General features: G+C 70.7%; 20 protein-coding genes and 1 other RNA gene. 14 read left to right on the top strand and 7 right to left on the bottom strand.

Features of this window, described 5'->3' with window-relative positions; translation table 11 throughout:
• The first annotated feature begins 27 nt into the window (after positions 1 to 27).
• On the top strand, positions 28 to 981 hold the full coding sequence (locus tag M3C17_RS04730) for an L-lactate dehydrogenase (protein WP_259976497.1): 954 nt from the start codon (positions 28 to 30) through the stop codon (positions 979 to 981).
• Between the two features lie 15 nt (positions 982 to 996).
• Here M3C17_RS04730 and M3C17_RS04725 read toward each other — a convergent pair whose 3' ends face one another.
• Complete coding sequence (locus tag M3C17_RS04725) at positions 997 to 1,836, bottom strand: aldo/keto reductase (protein ID WP_259976496.1); 840 nt, start codon at positions 1,834 to 1,836, stop codon at positions 997 to 999.
• Positions 1,837 to 1,908: 72 nt separating this feature from the next.
• Here M3C17_RS04725 and M3C17_RS04720 point away from each other — a divergent pair, with 72 nt between their 5' ends.
• The 6 genes from M3C17_RS04720 to rnpB all read left to right on the top strand — a co-directional run bounded on the left by M3C17_RS04720 (position 1,909) and on the right by rnpB (position 6,103).
• Entirely contained in the window at positions 1,909 to 2,433 is a 525-nt protein-coding gene (locus M3C17_RS04720) for a PadR family transcriptional regulator (RefSeq protein WP_259976495.1), read from the top strand.
• A gap of 28 nt (positions 2,434 to 2,461) precedes the next feature.
• Positions 2,462 to 2,839, top strand: coding sequence for a hypothetical protein (locus M3C17_RS04715; RefSeq protein WP_259976494.1), 378 nt, complete (start codon positions 2,462 to 2,464; stop codon positions 2,837 to 2,839).
• Positions 2,836 to 3,219, top strand: coding sequence for a YchJ family protein (locus tag M3C17_RS04710; RefSeq protein WP_259976493.1), 384 nt, complete (start codon positions 2,836 to 2,838; stop codon positions 3,217 to 3,219). The genes M3C17_RS04715 and M3C17_RS04710 overlap by 4 nt, the downstream gene beginning before the upstream one ends.
• Positions 3,220 to 3,255: 36 nt before the next feature.
• Positions 3,256 to 3,990: a zinc ribbon domain-containing protein gene (locus tag M3C17_RS04705; protein WP_259976492.1), complete on the top strand. Its 735-nt coding sequence runs from the start codon at positions 3,256 to 3,258 to the stop codon at positions 3,988 to 3,990.
• Positions 3,991 to 4,012: 22 nt separating this feature from the next.
• A complete protein-coding gene (locus M3C17_RS04700; RefSeq protein ID WP_259976491.1) occupies positions 4,013 to 5,713 on the top strand; it encodes a bifunctional 3'-5' exonuclease/DNA polymerase in 1,701 nt (566 codons plus the stop codon).
• 23 nt (positions 5,714 to 5,736) lie between these two features.
• Positions 5,737 to 6,103, top strand: an RNA gene (gene rnpB, locus M3C17_RS04695) — RNase P RNA component class A.
• A 58-nt stretch (positions 6,104 to 6,161) separates the two neighbouring features.
• Here rnpB and ppgK read toward each other — a convergent pair.
• On the bottom strand, positions 6,162 to 6,908 hold the full coding sequence (ppgK, locus tag M3C17_RS04690) for a polyphosphate--glucose phosphotransferase (protein WP_259976490.1): 747 nt from the start codon (positions 6,906 to 6,908) through the stop codon (positions 6,162 to 6,164).
• 81 nt (positions 6,909 to 6,989) lie between these two features.
• On the opposite strand from ppgK, the gene M3C17_RS04685 reads away from it, so the two are divergent.
• Genes M3C17_RS04685 through M3C17_RS04670 form a run of 4 tightly spaced genes read left to right on the top strand, consistent with a single transcriptional unit; the run spans position 6,990 to position 12,521 of the window.
• Entirely contained in the window at positions 6,990 to 7,229 is a 240-nt protein-coding gene (locus M3C17_RS04685; protein ID WP_259976489.1) for an SPOR domain-containing protein, read from the top strand.
• 2 nt (positions 7,230 to 7,231) lie between these two features.
• Positions 7,232 to 8,569 carry a type I glutamate--ammonia ligase gene (gene glnA / locus M3C17_RS04680; protein WP_259976488.1) on the top strand — a complete coding sequence of 446 codons (1,338 nt, stop codon included), beginning with the start codon at positions 7,232 to 7,234 and terminating at the stop codon, positions 8,567 to 8,569.
• A 7-nt stretch (positions 8,570 to 8,576) separates the two neighbouring features.
• Positions 8,577 to 11,552, top strand: coding sequence for a bifunctional [glutamine synthetase] adenylyltransferase/[glutamine synthetase]-adenylyl-L-tyrosine phosphorylase (locus M3C17_RS04675; RefSeq protein ID WP_259976487.1), 2,976 nt, complete (start codon positions 8,577 to 8,579; stop codon positions 11,550 to 11,552).
• A gap of 48 nt (positions 11,553 to 11,600) precedes the next feature.
• Positions 11,601 to 12,521 carry a diacylglycerol/lipid kinase family protein gene (locus M3C17_RS04670; RefSeq protein WP_396819656.1) on the top strand — a complete coding sequence of 307 codons (921 nt, stop codon included), beginning with the start codon at positions 11,601 to 11,603 and terminating at the stop codon, positions 12,519 to 12,521.
• On the opposite strand, the gene M3C17_RS04665 is transcribed toward M3C17_RS04670, so the two are convergent.
• The 3 genes from M3C17_RS04665 to glnA (M3C17_RS04655) form a co-directional block, all read right to left on the bottom strand.
• Positions 12,522 to 13,667, bottom strand: a complete 1,146-nt coding sequence (locus tag M3C17_RS04665) for an AI-2E family transporter (RefSeq protein WP_259976486.1) — start codon at positions 13,665 to 13,667, stop codon at positions 12,522 to 12,524.
• A gap of 107 nt (positions 13,668 to 13,774) precedes the next feature.
• Entirely contained in the window at positions 13,775 to 15,298 is a 1,524-nt protein-coding gene (locus tag M3C17_RS04660; RefSeq protein WP_259976485.1) for a serine/threonine-protein kinase, read from the bottom strand.
• Between the two features lie 182 nt (positions 15,299 to 15,480).
• Complete coding sequence (glnA, locus tag M3C17_RS04655; protein ID WP_259976484.1) at positions 15,481 to 16,905, bottom strand: type I glutamate--ammonia ligase; 1,425 nt, start codon at positions 16,903 to 16,905, stop codon at positions 15,481 to 15,483.
• Between the two features lie 148 nt (positions 16,906 to 17,053).
• Between glnA (M3C17_RS04655) and M3C17_RS04650 the strand changes: the two genes are divergently transcribed.
• A complete protein-coding gene (locus M3C17_RS04650; protein WP_259976483.1) occupies positions 17,054 to 17,482 on the top strand; it encodes an RDD family protein in 429 nt (142 codons plus the stop codon).
• A 16-nt stretch (positions 17,483 to 17,498) separates the two neighbouring features.
• Here the strand turns inward: M3C17_RS04650 and M3C17_RS04645 are convergent, their stop codons facing one another.
• Complete coding sequence (locus M3C17_RS04645) at positions 17,499 to 17,987, bottom strand: RimK/LysX family protein (RefSeq protein ID WP_259976482.1); 489 nt, start codon at positions 17,985 to 17,987, stop codon at positions 17,499 to 17,501.
• Positions 17,988 to 18,005: 18 nt separating this feature from the next.
• Between M3C17_RS04645 and M3C17_RS04640 the strand changes: the two genes are divergently transcribed.
• A complete protein-coding gene (locus tag M3C17_RS04640) occupies positions 18,006 to 19,193 on the top strand; it encodes a RimK family alpha-L-glutamate ligase (protein WP_259976481.1) in 1,188 nt (395 codons plus the stop codon).
• Positions 19,194 to 19,253: 60 nt separating this feature from the next.
• Here the strand turns inward: M3C17_RS04640 and M3C17_RS04635 are convergent, their stop codons facing one another.
• Positions 19,254 to 19,964, bottom strand: coding sequence for a DUF4191 domain-containing protein (locus M3C17_RS04635; protein ID WP_259976480.1), 711 nt, complete (start codon positions 19,962 to 19,964; stop codon positions 19,254 to 19,256).
• 164 nt (positions 19,965 to 20,128) lie between these two features.
• Here M3C17_RS04635 and M3C17_RS04630 point away from each other — a divergent pair.
• On the top strand, positions 20,129 to 21,633 hold a 1,505-nt coding region (locus M3C17_RS04630; RefSeq protein WP_259976479.1), incomplete at its 3' end, for a hypothetical protein.

Below are 21,633 nucleotides of genomic sequence, written 5' to 3'. Positions count from 1 at the left end.
CGCGGCCGCCGCTGCCAGGATGAGCGCATGGAGATCATCGAGAACTCGAAGCTCACGGTCGTCGGTGCCGGCAGCGTCGGCTCCAGCGTCGCGTACGCCGCGCTGATCCGCGGCTCGGCCAGACATATCGCGCTCTATGACATCGCGGCCGAGAAGGTGGAGGCCGAGGTGCTCGACCTCGCACACGGCACGCAGTTCACCGGCACCAGCGACATCACCGGGGGCAGCGACATCTCGGTCGCCGCGGGCTCGCACGTCGTGGTGATCACGGCGGGCGCGAAGCAGGATCCCGGCCAGACGCGCATCGAGCTCGCGGGCGTGAACGCGGGCATCATCCGTCGCATGATGCCGGAGCTGCTCGCCGTCGCCCCGAACGCGGTCTACGTGATCGTCACGAACCCCTGCGACGTGCTCACGGTCATCGCGCAGCAGGAGACCGGGCTCCCGCCGCAGCGCATCTTCGCCTCCGGTACGGTGCTCGACACCTCGCGTCTGCGCTGGAAGCTCGCGGAGCGGGCCGGGGTGTCGACCGCGAGCGTGCACGCGTACATCATCGGCGAGCACGGGGATACGGAGTTCCCGCTGTGGTCGCGGGCCACGATCGGCACCGTCCCGATCCTGGAGTGGGAGACGCCGGACCACCCGAGGTTCTCGCTTGCGGAGCTCGACGAGATCGCGGTGGATGTGCGCGACGCGGCCTACAAGGTCATCCGCGGCAAGGGCGCGACGAACTACGCCATCGGACTGTCGAGCGCCAGGATCGTCGAGGCCATCCTGCGCGACGAGCACGCGGTGATGCCCGTGAGCACGGTGCTGCGGGACTTCCACGGACTTGACGGCGTCGCCCTCTCGGTCCCGTCGATCGTGAGCGCGGCGGGCGCGGAGCCGATCCGCAGCACCTCGTTCTCCGCGCACGAACTCGGCCAGCTCCAGCAGTCCGGTGCGGCGCTGGCCGCCGTGGTGGAGTCCCTCCGCTCCTGACGGAGACCCGCGCCGCTACGACTCCTCGTGCGTGGCGGGGTCCGCCCCGAAGAGCCGCCCATCCGGGCGGCCGAGCCCCGTGATGGCGGCGACCTCCGCATCGTCGAGGTGCACAGCGGCGGCGGCGAGGTTCGCGGTCTGATGCGCCGTCGAGGAGGCCTTCGGGATCGCCACCGTCCCGCGCGCGGTGTGCCAGGCGAGGACGGTCTGCGCTGGCGTGATGCCGTGCGCTGCGGCCACCTCGCGGATGACCGGCTCGTCGAGGACGGCCGCCGCGCGACCGAGCGGACTCCAGGCCTCGGTGAGGATGCCGAGTTCGCGATGCGCGGCCAGCTGCTCCTCCTGCGGGAAGTAGGGGTGCACCTCGATCTGGTTGACGACGGGTCGCACGCCGGTCTCGCGCTCGATGCGGTCGAGGTGCTCGGGAAGGAAGTTCGACACCCCGATCTGCCGCACGACGCCGCGCGCCTGCGCGTCGACCAGAGCGGTCCATGCCTCGACGTACTCGTCCTGGCTCGGATTGGGCCAGTGGATCAGGTGCAGGTCGGTCGCGTCGAGTCCCAGGCGGGAACGGCTCTCCTCGATGCTCGACGGCGCCAGCGCGGCGGGATGGTGGCGACCGGGCAGCTTGGTGGTGACGATGACCTGGTCGCGGGCGACCGCGGCGGCGGCGACACCGCGGCCCACGGACCCCTCGTTCTCGTAGTTGAACGCGCTGTCGATGAGGCGGTAGCCGGCGTCGATGGCGGCGGCGACCGCGGCGGCACCCGCGTCGCCGGTGAGTCGGTAGGTGCCGAGGCCGATGGCGGGGAGCGCGAAGCCGTTGTGGGCGGTGAAGGTGGGGACGGCGGTCATCGGTTCTCCTTCGGGGGCGTCTCTTCAGCGTAACCTTGCCTCTGTATATCACTCAGGGGTATATCTATAGCCATGCAGTTCCTCATCCTCGGGCTCCTCCTCGACGGTCCGCTCACGCTGTACGACCTGCACAAGCGCTTCCGGGCCGGCGTCTCGCTCTTCTATGCGGCGAGCTTCGGCAGCATCCAGCGAGCGCTCCGGCAGCTCGAGACCCAGGGGTGGGCGGTGCCGGAGGACGCGCATCACGGCGGCCGCCGGCGGAAGCTCTACGCGGTCTCCGAGAGCGGGCGCGCTGCCTGGCGCGAGTGGATGACCTCGCCGCTGACCGGGGCCGACCCCGAACAGCTGATGCTGGCCCGCGTCTACCTGCTCGGCAGCCTCCCCTCCGCGGCCCGCGAGGACGCCGTCGCGGTCATCCGGGCGCGGCTCGCCGAGGACCACGCGCGACTGTCCGCACTGGCCGACGAGCTCGACGCGACGGACGTGCCGACCGCAGTGGCCGAGGTGTATCGCTATCGTCGCGCGACGCTGGAGTACGGGCTCCGGTCCCATCGGCTCGCCCTTGGCTGGCTCGACGACGTGGAGGCCCCCGCATGATCGCCCGCCGTGACAGGAGGGGCGCGGCATGACGCCCTTCGCGCTCGTGGTCGCCCTCGCCGTGCTGGCGGCGCTCACGGTGTTCCAGATCGCACTGATCTGCGGCGCGCCGTGGGGCCGTCTGGCCTGGGGCGGCGCGCATCGTGTGCTGCCTCTGCGGCTGCGCATCGGCAGCGCGGTGTCGGTCGTGCTCTACGCCGTGTTCGCGATCGTGCTGCTCTCCCGCGGCGGCCTGCTGCCGGGCTCGCACAGCGTGCTGGTCGTGGCGGGGACCTGGGTGCTGTTCGGCTACTTCGTGCTGGGCATCGTGCTCAACGGGATCTCACGCAGCGCCGCCGAGCGGTGGACGATGACGCCCGTGTGCGCGATGCTGGCCGGCATGACCCTGATCGTCGCGCTCTCATGACCGGTGTGCTCCGCTGCCCCTGCTTCTCCGGGGACAGCTTCGACGCCTGCTGCGGCCCGCTGCTCGCGGGAGCGCCCGCACCAACGGCCGAGCGGCTGATGCGCTCGCGCTACACCGCTTTCACTCGGGAGGACGCGGCCCATCTCCAGCGCACCTGGCACCCCCGCACCCGCCCGCGCACGATCGAGTTCGAGCCGGGACTCGAGTGGTGGCGCCTGCTCGTGCTCGACCGGGAGGCTGGTGGTCCGTTCGACGCGGAGGGGATCGTGGAGTTCGAGGCCTTCTGGCAGCAGGGCGGCGATCGCGGGTCCCTGCGCGAGCGCAGCCGCTTCGTGCGAGAGGACCGGACGTGGTTCTACGTCGACGGCGACCTCGGCTGATGGGCGTGCGGCCGTGCAGCGACTAGATTTGAGAGCGTGAACGCCACCCCGGAGAACCAGCGCACCCTGCTCGACATCGCGGACCTCGACCGGCGCATCGCGCAGGCGGAGCGCGCACGCACGCAGCCGAGCCAGGCGGGCCGGATCTCCGAGCTCGTCGCCATCCGCCAGGAGCAGCTCCGGGAGCTCACCGTGCTCACCGGTGCCCGTGACGATGCGCGTGCAGAACTCGCCCGCCTGGAGTCCGACGTGAAGCTTGCCGAGCAGCGTCGCGACCGCGACACCGCACGGCTCGCGGCGGCGACCAACGCGAAAGAGGCGCAGGCGCTGGAGCACGAGCTGGCCAGCCTCGCCAAGCGGCTGAGCGACCTGGAGGACGCCGAGCTCGACGTGATGGGACGTGTCGAAGAGGCCGATGCCGCCGTCGCCGCACAGCAGGCACTGCTCGACATCACCACGGCCGAGGGCACGGCGCTGACCACGCAGGGCAAGGCGGATGTGGCCGCCGCGACCGAGCTCGGCACGCAGCTGGCGCGAGACCGCGAGGCCGTGGCCGCCACCGTCCCCGCGCCGCTGCTGGCGGAGTACGACCGTCGTGCGCAGAACAGTGCGGGGGCCGCGCTCCTCACCCGTGGCACGTGCGAGGGTTGTCGCATGATGCTGCCGGGCACCGACCTCAACGAGATCCGGCGCGCCCCGGCTGATGCCGTGGTGTCGTGCCCCGAGTGCGGCTGCATCCTCGTGCGCACCGAGGAGTCGGGGCTCGGATGAGCGTGTCCGGCGCGCGCCGACCATGACGGCGCCCGCGTCGGGAGCCGAGCGCCGCATCGCCCTGATCGCCCTCGGGGCGGGGGAGTACGCGGCCGTCGAGCTCGACGAGCACGACGAGGAGCAGAGCAGGATCCTGCTGCCGTCCGCCGAGCTCGCGGAGTGGGTGTCCTCCGTCGAGGCGGAATCCGCTCCGCGGTGGATCGTGCGCTCTGCCTCCGAGCAGTACGCCCTGCTGCTGCGCGAGGGCGTCCGCATCGGCCGCAGCCACGACCTGGTGCTCTGCCACGCGATCCTGCGGGACACGGCGATGGTCGCCTCACCTCTTCCGGAGTCGGCTGCCTGGGAGCGGAAGGAGCCGTCCGACACGACGCCCTCCCTCTTCGACGTGTTCGAGGAGGACGCCGGGGAGGCCGCGGTGGACGCGGCCCTCGAGCAGTACCGCGCGCAACGTCGCGTGATGGCGGAGGCCGCAGACGGACGGCTGACGCTGCTGTGCGCGGCCGAGTCGGCGGGCGGGCTGATCGCGGAGGAGATGCGGGTCGCGGGCCTGCCGTGGGACGCGGCGGTGCACGACGCCATCCTCACCGCGACGCTCGGCACCAGGCCGGTGGCGGGCGGGCTGCCCAGCCGCATGCAGGAGCGGGCGGACGAGGTGCGCACCCTGCTCGGGGACGGCACCCTGCACCTGGACAGTCAGCCGAAGCTGCTGCGGGCACTGCACCGCGTCGGCGTGCCCGTCGAGTCCACGGCGAAGTGGGAGCTGTCTGCGCACGAGCATCCGGTGATCGAGCCGCTGCTCGCCTACAAGAAGCTGTCGCGACTGCTCAGCGCGAACGGCTGGACCTGGCTCGCCGAGTGGGTGCACGACAACCGGTTCCGCCCCGTCTACATCCCCGGCGGCGTGGTGACGGGCCGATGGGCGTCGGCCGGAGGGGGCGCGCTGCAGCTGCCGAGGAGCCTGCGGCCGGCCGTGCGCGCCGATCCCGGGTGGACGCTGGTCGTCGCCGACGTCGCACAGCTGGAGCCGCGCATGCTCGCCGCGATGGCGGCGGACGAGGTGATGGCGGAGGCCGCGCGCGGGGGAGACCTGTATGCGGGCGTCGTCGCGTCCGGCGCGGTCGCCACGCGCGAGGAGGCGAAGTACGCGGTGCTCGGTGCGATGTACGGAGCGACCAGCGGTGACAGCGGCCGCCTGGTGCCGCGGCTGCGGCGCGTGTACCCGCGCGCCATGGCCCTCGTCGACGACGCGGCCAGGGTGGGCGAGGACGGCGGGATCGTCTCCACCTGGCTCGGACGCTCGTCGCCGCGGCCGTCGGCCGAGTGGATGCGCCTGCAGTCCGACGCCAGCTCCGCCGACGCGGATCCCGCGGTGGTCGCCCTGGCCCGACGGCGTGCCAGGGACTGGGGCCGGTTCACCCGCAACTTCGTCGTGCAGGGGACGGCGGCCGAGTGGTCGCTGATCTGGTTGGCCGAGATCCGGCATCGCCTGCAGCAGCTGCCGCAGGTCTTCGGAGCCGCGGAGGCGTCCGGCCCCTTCGCGCGCGAGCCGCACCTGGCGTTCTTCCTGCACGACGAGGTCATCCTGCACACGCCGCGGGAGCACGCCGAGGCTGCCGCCGCGGCGGTGCGGGACGCGGCCGTGACCGCGACCGCCCGGCTGTTCGGCACGTTCCCGATCGACGTGCCCCTGGATCTGCGCATCGCGGACTCCGCGGAGAAGTGAGCGCCGTAGACTGGTGGGGCGAATGGGTCGACTGGACGGTCGCGTTGCGGGCAACCGCACCGAGGAACGTCCGGGCTCCACAGGGCAGGGCGGTGGGTAACACCCACCCGGAGTGATCCGCGAGAAAGTGCCACAGAGAGCAGACCGCCCGTGATCCTCGGATCGCGGGTAAGGGTGAAAGGGTGGTGTAAGAGACCACCGGGGGCCGTGGTGACACGGCTCGCCAGGTAAACCTCGCCCGGAGCAAGGTCAGACAGAGGATGTTGACGCGGCCCGCCGAGTCCTCGGGTAGACCGCTGGAGCGCCACGGCAACGTGTCGCCGAGAGAGATGGCCGTCGAAGGGGCGAAGAACCCCGGAACAGAACCCGGCGTACAGGTCGGCCCATTCGCCTCGAACGACGAAGGCCCCGCAGACGCTGCGGGGCCTTCGTCGTGTCGTGGGACGAGTCAGTCGCCGGCGAGAGAGGCCGCGCCGATGATGCCGGAGTTGTTGCGGTGGATCGCCGGGACGATCGGCGTCTTCAGGTCGAGCAGCGGAAGGAAGTCGCCCGCGTTCTTCGAGACGCCGCCGCCCACCACGAACAGGTCCGGGCTGAAGATGAACTCGATGTGCGAGTAGAACGCCTGCAGCCGCTCCGCCCACTCGGCCCAGCTGAGCCCCTCGCGCTCGCGCGCAGACGTGGCGGCCCAGGTCTCGACCGACTCGTGACCGCGGAAGTTGAGGTGACCGAGCTCGGTGTTGGGCAGCAGCACGCCGTCGTAGAGGAAGGCGGAGCCGATGCCGGTGCCGAGGGTCGTGAGGAGGGTGAAGCCCAGGACGTCCCGTGCGGCGCCGTGGCGGGCCTCTGCGACGCCCGCCGCGTCCGCGTCGTTGACGAAGACGATGTTGCGGCCGAGGCCGTCGCGGAAGAAGCGCTCGGCGTCGAAGCCGATCCACTTCTTCGAGACGTTCGCGGCGGAGAGCGTCTTGCCGCGCTTGACGATCGCGGGGAAGGCCACGCCGAGAGGCAGGGTCGAGTCATGCACGTCGAGCGTCTTCAGGACCGTCTGCACCGCGACCAGCACGTCTTCCGGCGAGGCGCCGGCCGGGGTGGGCACGCGCACCCGATCCGAGGCCATGGTGCCGTGCTCGAGGTCGACGATTCCCGCTTTGATGCCCGTGCCGCCGATGTCGACGCCGATCGCTTTTGCCATGGCCGATAGCTTAGCGACCGCTATGCACGCCAGTAGGATCGATGACATCACCCGAACGACTCGCGGGACGAAGGAGCAGCCATGACCGACGGCGATCACAAGTACTGGTACAACTCCGCCACGGGCGAGGTCGAGTTCGGCATGCTGTCGCCCTCGATCGACCGCGTCGGACCGTTCGACTCCGAGGCGGAGGCGCGCCGCGCCCCGGAGGTGCTCAAGGAGCGCTCCCGCGCCTGGGCCGAGGAGGAGGCCGCCGAGCAGGGTTGGGACGCGAAGCCCGCCAGCGGCTTCGGTGCGGAGAAGGGCCAGGGCGCAGAGTAGCCATGGACAAGCAGAGGGACTTCGTGCTCCGCACGATCGAGGAGCGCGGCGTCAAGTTCGTGCGGCTGTGGTTCACCGACGTCATCGGCACGCTCAAGTCGGTGGCGATCGCGCCGGCGGAGGTCGAGGGCGCCTTCGCGGAGGGTATCGGCTTCGACGGCTCCGCGATCGAGGGACTGACCCGTAGCTACGAGTCCGACCTGCTCGCCCAGCCCGACCCCACCACGTTCCAGACGCTGCCGTGGCGCGGGGAGATCGACCCCACGGCGCGCATGTTCTGCGACCTCACGACGCCCGACGGTCAGCCCGCGGTGGCAGACCCCCGACATGTGCTCAAGCGCGCACTCGCGAAGGCCGCCGATGCGGGCTTCACCTTCTACACGCACCCGGAGATCGAGTTCTACCTGCTCAAGTCGTCGTCGTTCGGGCCGGAGGGCCCGGTGCCGGTGGACTCCGCCGGGTACTTCGACAACGTGCCGGGCGGGACGGCCCACGACTTCCGACGCCGTTCCGTGCGCATGCTGGAGGACCTCGGCATCTCCGTCGAGTTCAGCCACCACGAGGGCGGCCCCGGGCAGAACGAGATCGATCTGCGCTATGCCGACGCGCTGACGACGGCCGACAACGTGATGACCTTCCGCACGGTCATCAAGGAGGTCGCGATCGAGCAGGGCGTGTACGCCACGTTCATGCCGAAGCCGCTCAGCGGCCAGCCCGGCAGCGGCATGCACACGCACATGTCGCTGTTCGAGGGCGACCAGAACGCCTTCTACGAGGAGGGCGCCAAGTACCAGCTGTCGAAGACCGGGCGGCACTTCATCGCGGGACTCCTCAAGCACGCGAACGAGATCTCCGCGGTCACCAACCAGTTCGTCAACTCGTACAAGCGCCTGTGGGGCGGCGATGAGGCGCCGAGCTTCATCACGTGGGGGCACAACAACCGCTCGGCCCTGGTGCGCGTGCCGATGTACAAGCCGAACAAGGGGCAGTCCTCCCGGGTGGAGTACCGCGCGCTGGACTCGGCCGCGAACCCGTACCTGGCGTATGCGCTCATGCTCGCCGCGGGCCTCAAGGGCATCGAGGAGGGCTACGAGCTCCCGCCGGAGGCGGAGGACAACGTGTGGGCGCTGAGCGACGCCGAGCGCCGGGCGCTGGGCTACTCGGCGCTTCCCGCGAGCCTCGACCACGCGCTGGAGTACATGGAGGCGTCCGAGCTGGTCGCGGAGACCCTCGGCGAGCAGGTGTTCAACTACGTCCTGCTGAACAAGCGCAAGGAGTGGGAGGCCTACCGCGGCCAGGTGACGCCCTTGGAGCTGAAGAACAACCTCGAACTCCTCTGAGGCGCGCATGGCCCGCCCCGACGCATCCGTCTCGCTGTCCGCGTTGGCGAGGCTCGGTTTCGCCGAGCTGAGCGATGCCGCGACCGCCCTCGCGGAGCTGGAGTCTCTGCTGGAGCGGCCGCGCGCCGAGCTGCTGGCCGGCGCCGTCGCGGCAGACCTCGACGCGGCCCTGCGCGGAATGCTACGGGTCGCGCGGCGGGATCCGCGCCCTCTGAGCGCGCTGATGGACGATACGGAGACGCGTCGCCGCACGTGGATGGTGTTCGGCGCGTCCACCGGCCTCGCGGACTTCTTCCTGCGTCATCCGGAGCAGCTGGCGGTCCTGCGCGAGCCGATCGCGGCACCCGCCGCGCCCGACGTGCTCAGGGACCGGCTCCTGGCCGCGGTCGGCGCCGACGAGGGGTTCGCGGCATCCGCCGACGACGACGCGATCGTCGCGCTGCGCGTCGCCTACCGTCGTCAGCTCGCCGCCATCGCCGCGTTCGACGTCACGCATCCGCAGCCGGAGGGCGTCGTGGCCGAGGTCGCCGCGGCCCTGGCTGACCTCGCCGGTGCGGCCCTGGAGGCCTCGCTCGCGATCGCCCGCACGCGTGCGACCTCCGCGCTCGGACGCGAGGAGGTCGCGGCCACGCAGCTGTCCGTCATCGGGATGGGCAAGGCGGGGGCGCGGGAGCTGAACTACGTCAGCGATGTCGACGTCATCTTCGTCGGGGGCACGAGCGACGAGACCGTCGTGGCGGAGGCGAAGGCGATCGACATCGCGACCCGTCTTGCTCGCGAGATGATGCGCAACCTCAGTGCCATCGAAATGGAGCCCGCGCTGTGGGAGGTCGACGCGGCGCTTCGCCCCGAGGGCAAGCAGGGCGCCCTCGTGCGGTCGCTGGGGTCGCACGTCGCGTACTACGACCGGTGGGCGAAGAGCTGGGAGTTCCAGGCGCTGCTGAAGGCACGGCCCTTGGCAGGCGACGCGGAGCTCGGTGCGGCGTACATCGAGGCGGTGCAGCCGCGGGTCTGGTCCAGCGCCGCCCGCGAGGAGTTCGTGGAGAGCGTGCAGCGCATGCGCGAGCGCGTCATGGAGCACATCGATCCGGAGGACGCCCCGTATCAGCTCAAGCTCGGTGCGGGCGGCCTGCGCGACATCGAGTTCACGGTGCAGCTGCTGCAGCTCGTGCATGGTCTGACCGACGCCTCGCTGCGCACGCGAGGCACGCTGGAGAGCATCGACGCGCTCGTGGCCGGCGGCTACATCGGCCGGGCGGACGCGGCGGTCTTCGCGGACGACTACCGCGTGCTGCGCCTCATGGAGCACCGCCTGCAGCTGCGGGAGCTGAGCCGCACGCACCTGATGCCCAAGACACCGGCGGGTCTCCGCGTGCTGGCACGGGCCACGGGCCTCGCCGAGACCGGGGAGGGCATCTGGGCGCGGTGGGAGGCCGTGCGCCGGGAGGTGCGCGAGATCCACACCCGCCTGTTCTACCGGCCGCTCCTGAGCGCTGTCGCCGCGCTGCCCGAGGAGGAGCGCACGCTCTCGCTGGAGCAGGCGCACGACCGTCTCGCCGCCATCGGCTTCCGCGATCCGGCCGGTGCTCTGCGGCACATCGGCGCGCTCACCAGAGGCCTGAGCCGCAAGGCGACCATCCAGCGGCACCTCATGCCGGTCATGGTGCGCTGGTTCGCCGACGGCAGCGACCCTGACTATGCCCTCCTGGCCTTCCGCCGCATCAGCGAACGTCTCGGCGACACCTCCTGGTTCCTGCGGATGCTGCGCGACTCGTCGGGAGCCGCCGAGAGCCTGACGCGGTTGCTCTCCTCCTCCCGCTACATCGGCGAGCTGATGGAGTGGATCCCGGAGTCCGTGGCCTGGCTCGACAGCGCGGAGCGGCTGCGCCCGCGGGGAGCCGCCGCTCTCGATGAGGAGGCGCGCGCGATCCAGACCAGGCATGAGACGGTGGCGGACGCGCTGCGGGCGGTCAGGGCACTGCGACGCCGCGAGCTGCTGCGGACCGCGATGGGGGCCGTCCTGGACGTGCTCACGATCGAGGAGGTCGCGACGGCCCTCACCGACATCACCGCCGCGACCATCCAGGCCGGCCTCCGCGCCGTCCTGCGGGAGGTGGTGCCGCCGGAGGACGCCGCGCTGGACTTCGCGGTCATCGCGATGGGCCGTTTCGGCGGAGCGGAGCTGGGGTTCGGGTCCGACGCCGACGTGCTGTACGTCTACGACGCGAACGGCCTGGATCCCCAGCGCGCGGAGAAGCTCGCGGGTCGCGTCGTCGCCGGTCTGCGGGAGCATCTCACGGACCACCGTCTTCCTCTGGAGCTCGATGCCGGGCTCCGCCCGGAGGGACGCAACGGGGCCCTCGTGCGCTCCATCGAGGCGTACACGGCGTATTACCGCCGGTGGTCGCTCTCCTGGGAGGCGCAGGCGCTGCTGCGCGCCCAGGGCGTCGCCGGGAGCGCGAAGCTGATCGCGCGCTTCACCGAGCTCGCGGATTCGATCCGCTACCCCGAGGTGGTCGACCTGCAGGGGCTGCGGGAGATCAAGCGGATCAAAGCGCGGGTGGAGGGGGAGCGGCTGCCCCAGGGCACGGACCCGCGGCGGCACCTGAAGCTGGGGCCGGGCACCCTCAGCGATGTGGAGTGGCTGGTGCAGCTTCTCCAGCTGCAGCACGCGCACGCTGTGCCGGGACTGCGGACCACGTCGACGCTCCACGCGCTGGATGCGGCGGTGGCTGCGGGGCTCGTGGAGGGGGAGGACGCGGAGCGCCTGCGTGCCGCGTGGCTGCTGTCGAGCCGCCTCCGCTCGGCCATCACCCTGCTGACGGGGCAGACCAGCGACGTGCTGCCGGCTGACCGACGTCAGCTCGACGCGCTGGCTCGTCTGCTCGGCTACCCGAATCGGGCGGCGACGCAGCTGGAGGAGGACTACCTGGGCGTCACGCGGCGGGCGCGCCGGACCTTCGAGCACTTGTTCTACGGGTGACCTGTCAACCGAGTTGCACGATCGGCGTCGGTCGCCCAGGCTGAGCGCATGACGTCTTCTCGCCTGGCAGTGATCTGGAACCCCACGAAGTCGGACAGGGCGGTTCTCGAGGAGGCCGTGCGGCTCGCGTTCGGCGACGAGGTGGACGCCCGCTGGTGGGAGACCACGCCGGAGGATGCGGGGCGCGGCATGGCCGCCGAGGCGGTCGCGGAGGGCTGCGACCCGGTGATCGCGGTGGGCGGCGACGGGACCATCCGCGCGGTCGCGGAGGCGCTCGCAGAGACGGGGGTCGCGCTCGGCATCGTGCCGCAGGGCACCGGCAACCTCCTGGCGCGCAACCTCGGCATCCCGCTCGAGGGCGTGCTCCCCGCACTGGAGCACGTCCGCGACAGCGAGCCGCGGAACATCGACCTCGGGTGGGTCGAGATCGACGGCGAGGAGCACGCGTTCTCCGTGATGGTCGGCTTCGGCGTCGACGCCCAGATGCTGGTGGAGACCAACGACGACCTCAAGGACCGCGCGGGCTGGCTCGCGTACGTCGAGGCCATGGGCAGGGCGCTGGCCGGCACGGAGATGACGGACATCACGCTGCAGCTGGACGACGGCGAGCCGCAGGAGCTGCGCGGGCACACGCTCCTGATCGGCAACTGCGGCATGCTGCAGGGCGGGATCCGGCTGCTCCCGGACGCGCTCGTGGACGACGGGCTCCTCGACATGCTCCTGATCAGCGCCGACGGACCGCTCCAGTGGCTGGACACCGTCCGCTCGGTGGTGTGGGACAACGGCATCCGTCGCATTCTGGGCAGCGTGGATCAGGCCGTGAGCACGGATTCGACCACCCACGTGTCGGCAGAGCGCATCGAGGTGCGTCTGGCCGCGCCGCAGATGTTCGAGATCGACGGCGAGGAGGTCGGCGAGATCTCGTCCTTCGCCGTCCGCGTGCAAGCGGGCGCGGTGACCGTCCGCTGATCAGGCGACGGTGACTGCCGGTGGTGTCTTCTTCCGGTCCTGAGTCGGGAACACGACCTTCTGCACGATGATGATGATGCTCGCCGCGATGGGGATGGCGACCAGGGCGCCGAGGATCCCGCCGAGCGCACCGCCTGCGACCGCGGCGATCACGACGAGCGCGCCCGGTACGGCCACCGCGCGGTTCATGATGCGGGGCGAGAGCACGTACGCCTCGATCTGCATGTACACGAGGTAGTAGATGACGGCGATGAGCGCGGTCGTCGGCGACTCGAACAGGCAGATGAGCGAGATGATGATCGATGCCGACAGCGTGCCGACGAGCGGGATCATTGACCCGATGAACGCGATGAGGGCGAGGAGGGCGGGCACCGGAGCGCCGATGATGGTCAGGAAGATCAGGCTGAGGATGCCGTTGGTGAGGGCGAGGCTCGCCTGGCCGATCACGTAGCGGCCGACGGCACTGGACACGTCCTCGAGCAGCTCGCTGAAGGTGTCGCGCTGATAGGCGGGCACGAAGCGCGCAGCCGCCCGCTTGATGCTGCGCAGGGAGGCCATGAAGTACAGCGTGAGGATCAGGACGATCGTGACACCGGTGATGCCGCCCGCGATCCCGGCGCCGACGGCGAAGACGCCTCCGCCGATGTCGAAGAAGTTGTCGGGGTCCTGCACGAAGCCGAGCACGCCGTTGACGGCGTCGGTGATCGTCGACCCGAACTGGGCACTCATGTCCTTGTACCAGTCCGTCTGCATGAAGTCCTCGATCATCTTCGGGCCGTCCTTGATCAGATTGGTGATCTGCTCGACGAGGATCGGGACGATCGCGAGGATGACGCCGACGAACGCGAGGACGACCCCGGCGACGACGATCGCGACGGCCGCGGGCCGGGGGAGTTTGCGCTCGATGCTGGTGACGATCGGGTCGAGCCCGAGGGCGAGGAAGATCGCGACGCCGATGTAGACGAGCACGGTCGCGAGCTGTCCGACGATGCCGCCGATGGCGAGTGCGACCAGGACGCCGAGCGCTCCCAGAAGGCCGAACATGAACGGGTTCGCCCGGGCTCCGGCGACCACGGTCGACGGGGAACGGCGCTGCGCCGACACGCTCTGCGTCTCGTCCGGCGTGATGATTCTCCTGCGGCGCATGGGCCTCTCCCTCTGTGCGTGCTCGACACTCGATCTTGCTCCACCCCGCGCGGCGCGGGGCTCAGCGACACCCGGGCGGCTCGTCCGCCCTCGGTGCGACGGCGGAGTCAGCGCTCGGCGCCCTCGCCCTTGGTACCGTTGCCGTTGCCGTTGTTGTTGCCCTTGCCGCGGTTGTCGGACCCGGGGGTGTCGGCTGCCGCCTCCGCTGGTCCGCGTCGAGGCGCGTCCGCGCTGTCCGCCGGGGCGGCAGGGAGCTGCGGGTCGGTGCTCGTCGAGGCGGGCACGACGGGTGCCGTCTCCTCGACGATCGCGGGCGGCGGCACCTCGGTGGACGCGTCCGACATCTCGACGGCGCTCAGGCTCTCGCGCACGGCGCCCGAACTGGCGACGGCCGGCTGCCCGCTTCCGGACAGCGCGGCGGCGGCACTCACGACGATCCCCACCGCGACGACAGCGGCGACGAGCACGGACGGACGCCGACGTGCGGTGGCGACCGTGCTCCCCGCGACGACGGCGGTTCCCGCGCGGCGGCCTCGGGTCCGCTGTCGTGCCTCCGCGCGGGTGCGCGGAGCGGACGCGGGCATGCTGCCGCGCGGCGCCGCTGCGAGCGGGAGCGTCGCGGTGACCGGCACAGAGGTGGCGACGGGCGCGAGGGTGGCGACCGGCGGGGGGCCGACGATGGATCGGGGTGCCGCTGCGGACCGGGGTGCCGCGGTCGACCGGGGTGCCGCGGTGGTGGTCGGGGCGAGGAGCAGAGGCACGGTCGCGACCTCGGCGGCGGTGGGCTCGGTGATCGGCTGGGAGAGCCGACGCAGTTCGACCTCCACCTCGGCGGCGCGGGGGCGCTGTTCCGGGTCGACACTCGTCATCGCCGTCAGCAGGCGGACCCAGCCCTGGCCGAGTGATTCTGGGATGTCGGGCGGCAGGTGCAGACGGGCCAGGGCGGACTCCACACTCGTCGTCGCGGTGTAGCCGGGCTTGCCCGTGAGGGCCTCCAGCAGCACGAGCGCCAGAGCGTAGACGTCCACGGCCGGACGCAGCTCGCCGTTGCGCAGCTGCTCCGGAGCCATGTACGTGAGCGTGCCGAGCACCACGCCGGGCGTCGTCATGCGGGAGGTGTCGATCGCGCAGGCGATGCCGAAGTCGGCCAGCTTCGCGGTCCAGCGCTCGGCGCCCGGGGTCGGGGGAGTGAGCAGCACGTTCGAGGGCTTCACGTCGCGATGCACGATACCGGCCGCATGCACCGCGTGCAGGGCGGCCGCGATGTCAGCGCCGATGTGCGCGACCTCGTGCGGGGCGATCGTCGCCCTGGCCAGTCGCATGCTCAGGGTGGGGCCGGGGACGAACTCCATCACGAGATACTTCGTGCGTCCAGGCATGAGACTCGCGTCGAGGAGGGTGACCAGGTTGGGGTGGTTGAGGGAGGCGAGCAGCGCCTTCTCCGAATGCGCGCGATCGGCGGAGGTGAGCGTGTCGTCGGACTCGCGGAACACCTTCACGGCGACGGTGCGTTCCAGGGCGATGTCCTCCGCGCGGTACACGGTCGCCATCCCGCCCACGCCGACGGCCTCGGCCAGTCGATATCGCCCGTCGAGCAGAGCCTCGGTCGGGGTCGCCTCTTGCGTCCACATGGTGCTGCCTCCCCGTCGCAGGGTCGGGTAAGCCCTGCGACGCTCTCACGCTAGAGGCGGACACGATTCTCGTCCGCGGGCTTGACTCGGGCATGCTCCACCTGCAAGGGGCCGTCGACGAGCGGAGACTGACGACGAAGCGCCCGCCCGGATCCCCGGACGGGCGCTTCGACAGCAGGAGGTCAGACCCCGAAGTACAGCTCGTACTCGAACGGGTGCGGACGCTGCGCGATCGGCAGGATCTCGTTCTCGTACTTGTAGGAGATCCAGGTCTCGATGAGCTCCTCGGTGAACACGCCGCCCTCGAGGAGGAACTGGTGGTCGTTGCGGAGCGCCTCGAGCGAGTCGAGCAGCGAGTTGGGCACCTGCGGGATGTTCTTGGCCTCCTCGGGCGGCAGCTCGTAGAGGTCCTTATCGACCGGTTCGTGCGGCTCGATGCGGTTCTTGATGCCGTCGAGACCCGCCATGAGCTGCGCGGCGAAGGCGAGGTACGGGTTGCCGGAGGCATCGGGCGCACGGAACTCGATGCGCTTGGCCTTCGGGTTCGAGCCGGTGATCGGGATGCGGATCGCGGCCGAGCGGTTGCCCGCCGAGTAGACCAGGTTCACCGGCGCCTCGAAGCCCTTCACCAGGCGGTGGTAGCTGTTCAGCGTGGGGTTGGTGAATGCGAGCAGGGCGGGGGCGTGCGCCAGGATGCCGCCGATGTACCAGCGGGCGATGTCGCTGAGCTGCCCGTAGCCGGCCTCGTCATAGAACAGCGGCTTGCCGTCGTTCCACAGCGACTGGTGCGTGTGCATGCCGGAGCCGTTGTCGCCGTACAGCGGCTTGGGCATGAAGGTCGCGACCTTGCCCCACTCCTCGCACGTGTTCTTGACGATGTACTTGAACTTCAGGATGTCGTCCGCCGAGTGCACCATGGTGTCGAAGCGGTAGTTGATCTCCTGCTGGCCCGCCGTACCCACCTCGTGGTGCGAGCGCTCGAGGATGAAGCCCGCATCGATCAGCTTGAGCGTGATGTCGTCGCGGAGGTCGGCCGTCTTGTCGACCGGGCTCACCGGGAAGTAGCCGCCCTTGTACGGGGTCTTGTTGGCGAGGTTCCCGCCCTCCTCCTCACGGCCGGTGTTCCATGCGGCCTCCTCGGAGTCGACCTTGTAGAAGCTCTCGCCGGCGGTGACGGAGTAGCGCACGTCGTCGAAGATGTAGAACTCGGCCTCCGGCGCGAAGTAGGCCGTGTCCGCGATGCCCGTCGACGCGAGGTACTTCTCCGCCTTCTTGGCGACCTGACGCGGGTCCTTCGCGTAGATCTCGCCCGTGCGCGGGTTGTAGATGTCGAAGACCATGACGAGAGTGCTCGCCTCGCGGAACGGGTCCATGTACGCCGTGGTCACGTCCGGGATGAGCTGCATGTCCGACTCGTGGATGCTCGCGAAGCCGCGGATCGAGGAGCCGTCGAAGAGCTGTCCGTCGGTGAAGAAGGCCTCGTCGACAGTCGCCGCAGGGATGTTGAAGTGCTGCTGCACACCAGGGAGGTCGGTGAAACGGATGTCAAGGAATTTGACGTCGTTCTCCTTGATGTAGGCCAGTACCTCGGACGAATCTTTGAACATGTACGACTCCTGTGATGCGGATCGATGGCTTCGGGGCCACTCTGCACAGTACGGACGGGGGATTTCTCCACCGTATCCGCTTTGTTTCGAGCGTGTTACGGCGTGAGGCCGGAAGGAGCGACTCCACCGGCTCGGTAGGCTGGAAGGCGTGACGGATGCTGTGAACACGTACCCCGGCGAGCGACTCGGGCTCCCCGAGACGGGAACGGGCAGCATCGCCCGCCCCGGTCGACGGATCGGCGCACTGCTGATCGACTACGCCGCGGCGACGATCATCGCGACCGGCTTCCTCGGATTCGACCAGTTCGCCCTGCCCAGCGAGGCGGGGCTGACCCAGTTCGCACCGCTGCTGGTGTTCGCCGTGCTGCAGATCCTGTTCATCCCGACGGCCGGCGGCAGCCCGGGCCACCGCATCCTCGGCATGCGCCTCGTGCCGCTCGACGGGGGATGGATCGGTCTGTGGCGTCCGATCGTGCGGACGCTGCTGCTCGTGGTCGTGATCCCCGCCGCGATCTGGGATCAGGATCAGCGGGGCCTGCACGACAAGGCGATCGGCGCGGTTCTGATCCGCGCCTGAGCGTCGCTCTCGCCGATCAGGCGCGCCCGCGATTGCGGCGTCGCGCCTCTCGCGGTGCCCTTCCGCCCAGGAAGGAGCGCGCGGGATCGACGATGTATCCGCGGCGCAGCGCCTCGCGGCCGATCAGCATCCGGAAGCCCATCTCGTCGCGGTTGCTCAGCGTGACCTCGGCCAGCACCTCACGGTCGACCAGGCGGATCATCAGCTGCACGACGAGGCGATCCTGCGCGTGGCCGGAGGAGCTGCGCACGGCGCGCCGGTCGTGGATGGGGCATTCGACGACGACCGCGTCCTCCTGGCTGTCCTGCCAGGGCTTGACCCGGAAGCGGACCCAGGGCTCGCCGTCGCTGTCGAGCTCCTCGATGTCGAAGGCGTGCAGCGAAGAGGTGCGGGCACCCGTGTCGATCTTCGCTTTGATCCAGTCGACGCCGAGATCGGGCAGGCTCACCCACTCTCGCCACCCCGTAAGGGTGTTTGAATGGGTAGACCTACTCACCTGATACATCCTGGCAGGTATTCCTCCGTGAAGATCGCAGTGCTGTCCCGTGCGCCGCAGGCGTACTCCACCCAACGCCTCCGCGCCGCCGCGTTGCAGCGGGGGCACAACGTCAAGGTCCTGAACACCCTGCGCTTCGCGATCGATCTCACCTCGGACGAGCCGGATCTGCACTACCGCGGCCGTCAGCTCAGCGACTACGACGCGATCCTGCCTCGCATCGGCAACTCGATCACCTACTTCGGCACGGCCGTGGTGCGGCAGTTCGAGCAGATGGACGTCTACACGCCGAACACCGCCAACGGCATCTCCAGCGCGCGGGACAAGCTGCGTGCGAACCAGATCCTGTCGCGGCACAACATCGCCATGCCGCCCACCGCCTTCGTGCGCAACCGCGCTGATGTGCGGCCCGCGATCGAACGCGTGGGCGGTGCCCCGGTGGTGATCAAGCTCCTCGAAGGCACGCAGGGCATCGGGGTGATCCTCGCCCCGCAGGTGAAGGTCGCCGAGGCCATCATTGAGACGCTGCACTCGACGAAGCAGAACGTGCTGATCCAGAAGTTCATCGCGGAGAGCCGAGGTCGCGACATCCGTGCCCTCGTGGTGGGCGACCGCGTGGTCGCTGCCATGCGACGGTCGGCCGCCGGCGACGAGTTCCGCTCCAACGTGCACCGAGGCGGCTCGGTCGAGGCGATCGAGCTCGACCCCGTCTACGAGCGCGCGGCCGTGCGCTCGGCGCAGATCATGGGTCTGCGGGTGGCCGGCGTCGACATGCTCGAAGGCGACGAGGGGCCCCTGGTGATGGAGGTCAACTCCTCCCCGGGCCTGCAGGGCATCGAGACCGCCACCAGACTCGACGTGGCCGGCGCCATCATCGACTACATCGCCGGGCAGGTGGCGTTCCCGGAGATCGACGTCCGCCAGCGCCTCACCGTCTCGACCGGCTACGGCGTCGCGGAGCTGATGGTGCACGGCGCCGCCGACCTCGTCGGCAAGACGCTGGGGGAGGCCGGGCTGTGGGAGCGTGACATCACGGTGCTCACCCTGCACCGTGGGGTGAGCGTGATCCCGAACCCGCGCAAGCACGTGGTGCTCGAGGCCGAGGACCGCCTGTTCTGCTTCGGCAAGCTCGACGAGATGCGCTCGATGATCCCCGAGCGCCGTCGTCGACGCGCGAAGGTGCGGCGACTGCCGAAGCAGCCGCTGTCGGAATGACGAGAGCGCGGTCGCCCTCCGAGGAGGACGACCGCGCTCTGTGGTTCGTGGGGCTGCGGCTCAGCGCGGACGCTGCGGGCGCACCTTCGTCGGGTCGATGCCCTTCGGGATCGGCAGCGAGGAGAGCGACTGCGACACCGAATCGACGCGGCGGATGACCGCGGCCATGGTCGCCTTGTCGATCGCCTTCGGCAGCTTCTTGATGGTCTTCGCGAGGTCGGCGATGGGGACCTCGTCCTCACCGTGTCCGACGTAGAGGACGGTGACGGGGACGCCGTGGGCGACGCGCTGCGCCTTGCTGCGCTCCTCGTTGACGAGGCGCGTCAGGCGGCCGCGGGCCCCCTCGCCCACGACGACGATGCCGCCGCGGCCGATGGTGCGGTAGACCGCCTCCTGCGTCTTCGGGTTGATGCCGACGGGGGTGTCCGAGGCCTGCCAGCGTCGACCGAGGCTCGTGCTGAGGACATGTCCTGTGGCCCCGGGCATGCCGTCGATCTTCGCGTACATCGCCGACGTGGACAGGCGGGTCATCAGGAACAGCGAGCCGAGCACACCGACCATCAGGCCCGTGATGCCCCAGAGGATGAGCGTCCAGATCTGGAAGGGCGGGATGAGGTAGCCCGCCACGAGGCCGAGCAGCACGCCGCCGATGAGGATCGCGGCCTGGGCCCAGGGGAGCCACGGGTAGGCCTCGCGCGTGAACCGGAAGAGGGATTTGATCTGGGAGAAGAACCCAGGACGCTTCTCGGGTTCGGGAGCACGCTTTGCCATGGGGTCCAGCCTACCGATTCCCACGGCCTCGCGATGCCGCCGTTCGCGCCGAGCGGAGCGTGCGCACGGGCACTCTCCCTGCACACCCACGGGCTCGACCGCCAACCCTTCGCATCTGTCGGAGTCCCGTCCGCGACGGGCGGCGCTGTGCTGGGATCGTCCCCATGAGTGAACCTCTCCTGCAAGACGCCCCCGAGACCTTCGCTGCGCCGCTGCTGACCGGCGCCCACCGCGTCATCAGGGTCCTCGACGGTGCAGAGGGCCCGTTCGACGGAGTGCTGGTGACCGACGGCGACCGCGTCGTCCTGCGGCGGAGTGCGGAGGAGATGGCCGGGTGGGAGGGGTGGCGATTCGCTGGCGCCCAGCATGTGCTGGGCCCTCTCGACGTCGCGCGGCGGGGGCGAGGGCACGATGTGCTGCTGCCCTGGTGCACCGAGCGGGTGGGCGAGCTGGTCGGCCGGCGGACGAGCCGGGGCCGCCCGCTCTCTTCGGGCGAGGCGACGACGATCGTCGCGAGTCTGCTGAGGGGGACCGGCGAGCTCGTCGCCGCCGGGCGGAGTGACGCGCGGGGGACGTGGTGGCTCACGGACGACGGGCGGCCGCTGTTCGCCATCGGCGCGGGGGATGAGGCCATCGCGGCCGCGGCGGAGATCGTCGACCGGATCGCGGAGAGCACGACCGACCGCCCCCTGATGCGCGTGCTGGCGCGAGTGGCGACGGGGCTGCGGGAGCACAACGCGCGCACGCCCGCGCGGCTGCTGCAGTCGTGGGAGCAGGAGGTGCTCGCCACCGCCGCCCCGCGGGCTCTGGCGAGCGACACGGGCGACGGAGACCACTCGGAGCCCGCTCGTGCGCGGGAGGTCGCCCGTGCACTCGTGCTCGACGGGCCCGCGGTCACCCCCACCCGTGTCAGCTTGCGCACGGCTCGACAGTCCGAGCGGACGCGGCAGCCGTGGCACGGTCGCTCGGCGGAAGCGCTGCGGGACATGCTCGCAGTCGCGGGCGGGGTCTTCGTGCGGCTGGGGCGCACCGCCGGCACGCTGGGCCGAACCGCCGGTACGCTGCGGGGCGTCGTGTCTTCCAGGGAACGGCGCCCGCGTGGCACGGCTGCAGCCGAGGGCACCCGGCCGCGTGCATCGCGCCGACGCGTGCTGCTCCTGGCGGGCGCCGGGGCCGCGGTCGTGCTCGCGGGCGGGCTCCTGTGGCCTGCGGGGGATGGCGCCGAAGGGGCGCGCGGTGCGACGAGCACGTCCACGGCCGTCGCCGCGGACACGGCGGTGCCGCAGCCGGACCCTGGGACCCCACGCACGCAAGCCGCGGCGTCCGCGTCGCCCTCCCTGGCGCCCGACTCTGGGGCACCCGAGCACCCGGCGTCCTCCACTCCGGAGCCCTCCGCACCGGTGGACAGCGGCGACCCGATCGCGGCGGTGTACCCGCTGCTTGCTGCCGTCGATGCCTGCCGCACCGCGGACGACGAGGTCTGTGCGGGCACGATCGAAGCCGGTGCGTCCGGCGTCGTCGCCGCGTTGGCAGACGCGGGACCCGACCCTCTCGTGGAGCTTGTGGACGAGTATGGCGGCGTCGCCGTCCTCCAGATCACACGGGACGAAGCGGAGGGCGGGGACGACATGGCGGCCGGTGAAGAGACCAGCCGCCGGATGGTTCTGGT

The organism is Microbacterium sp. p3-SID336, assembly GCF_025143365.1.
Classification (GTDB): domain Bacteria; phylum Actinomycetota; class Actinomycetes; order Actinomycetales; family Microbacteriaceae; genus Microbacterium.
Note: the sequence above shows the minus strand (reverse complement) of the source record. Positions and strands in the feature narration are given on the sequence as shown.

What these genes read in the sequence shown, in the direction of transcription:
- M3C17_RS04730 (WP_259976497.1), top strand. Translation starts at nt 28, where the DNA reads ATGGAGATCATCGAGAACTCGAAGCTCACGGTCGTCGGTGCCGGCAGC.
- M3C17_RS04725 (WP_259976496.1), bottom strand. Translation starts at nt 1,836, where the DNA reads ATGACCGCCGTCCCCACCTTCACCGCCCACAACGGCTTCGCGCTCCCC.
- M3C17_RS04720 (WP_259976495.1), top strand. Translation starts at nt 1,909, where the DNA reads ATGCAGTTCCTCATCCTCGGGCTCCTCCTCGACGGTCCGCTCACGCTG.
- M3C17_RS04715 (WP_259976494.1), top strand. Translation starts at nt 2,462, where the DNA reads ATGACGCCCTTCGCGCTCGTGGTCGCCCTCGCCGTGCTGGCGGCGCTC.
- M3C17_RS04710 (WP_259976493.1), top strand. Translation starts at nt 2,836, where the DNA reads ATGACCGGTGTGCTCCGCTGCCCCTGCTTCTCCGGGGACAGCTTCGAC.
- M3C17_RS04700 (WP_259976491.1), top strand. Translation starts at nt 4,013, where the DNA reads ATGACGGCGCCCGCGTCGGGAGCCGAGCGCCGCATCGCCCTGATCGCC.
- ppgK (WP_259976490.1), bottom strand. Translation starts at nt 6,908, where the DNA reads ATGGCAAAAGCGATCGGCGTCGACATCGGCGGCACGGGCATCAAAGCG.
- M3C17_RS04685 (WP_259976489.1), top strand. Translation starts at nt 6,990, where the DNA reads ATGACCGACGGCGATCACAAGTACTGGTACAACTCCGCCACGGGCGAG.
- glnA (WP_259976488.1), top strand. Translation starts at nt 7,232, where the DNA reads ATGGACAAGCAGAGGGACTTCGTGCTCCGCACGATCGAGGAGCGCGGC.
- M3C17_RS04675 (WP_259976487.1), top strand. Translation starts at nt 8,577, where the DNA reads ATGGCCCGCCCCGACGCATCCGTCTCGCTGTCCGCGTTGGCGAGGCTC.
- M3C17_RS04670 (WP_396819656.1), top strand. Translation starts at nt 11,601, where the DNA reads ATGACGTCTTCTCGCCTGGCAGTGATCTGGAACCCCACGAAGTCGGAC.
- M3C17_RS04665 (WP_259976486.1), bottom strand. Translation starts at nt 13,667, where the DNA reads ATGCGCCGCAGGAGAATCATCACGCCGGACGAGACGCAGAGCGTGTCG.
- M3C17_RS04660 (WP_259976485.1), bottom strand. Translation starts at nt 15,298, where the DNA reads ATGTGGACGCAAGAGGCGACCCCGACCGAGGCTCTGCTCGACGGGCGA.
- glnA (WP_259976484.1), bottom strand. Translation starts at nt 16,905, where the DNA reads ATGTTCAAAGATTCGTCCGAGGTACTGGCCTACATCAAGGAGAACGAC.
- M3C17_RS04645 (WP_259976482.1), bottom strand. Translation starts at nt 17,987, where the DNA reads ATGTATCAGGTGAGTAGGTCTACCCATTCAAACACCCTTACGGGGTGG.
- M3C17_RS04635 (WP_259976480.1), bottom strand. Translation starts at nt 19,964, where the DNA reads ATGGCAAAGCGTGCTCCCGAACCCGAGAAGCGTCCTGGGTTCTTCTCC.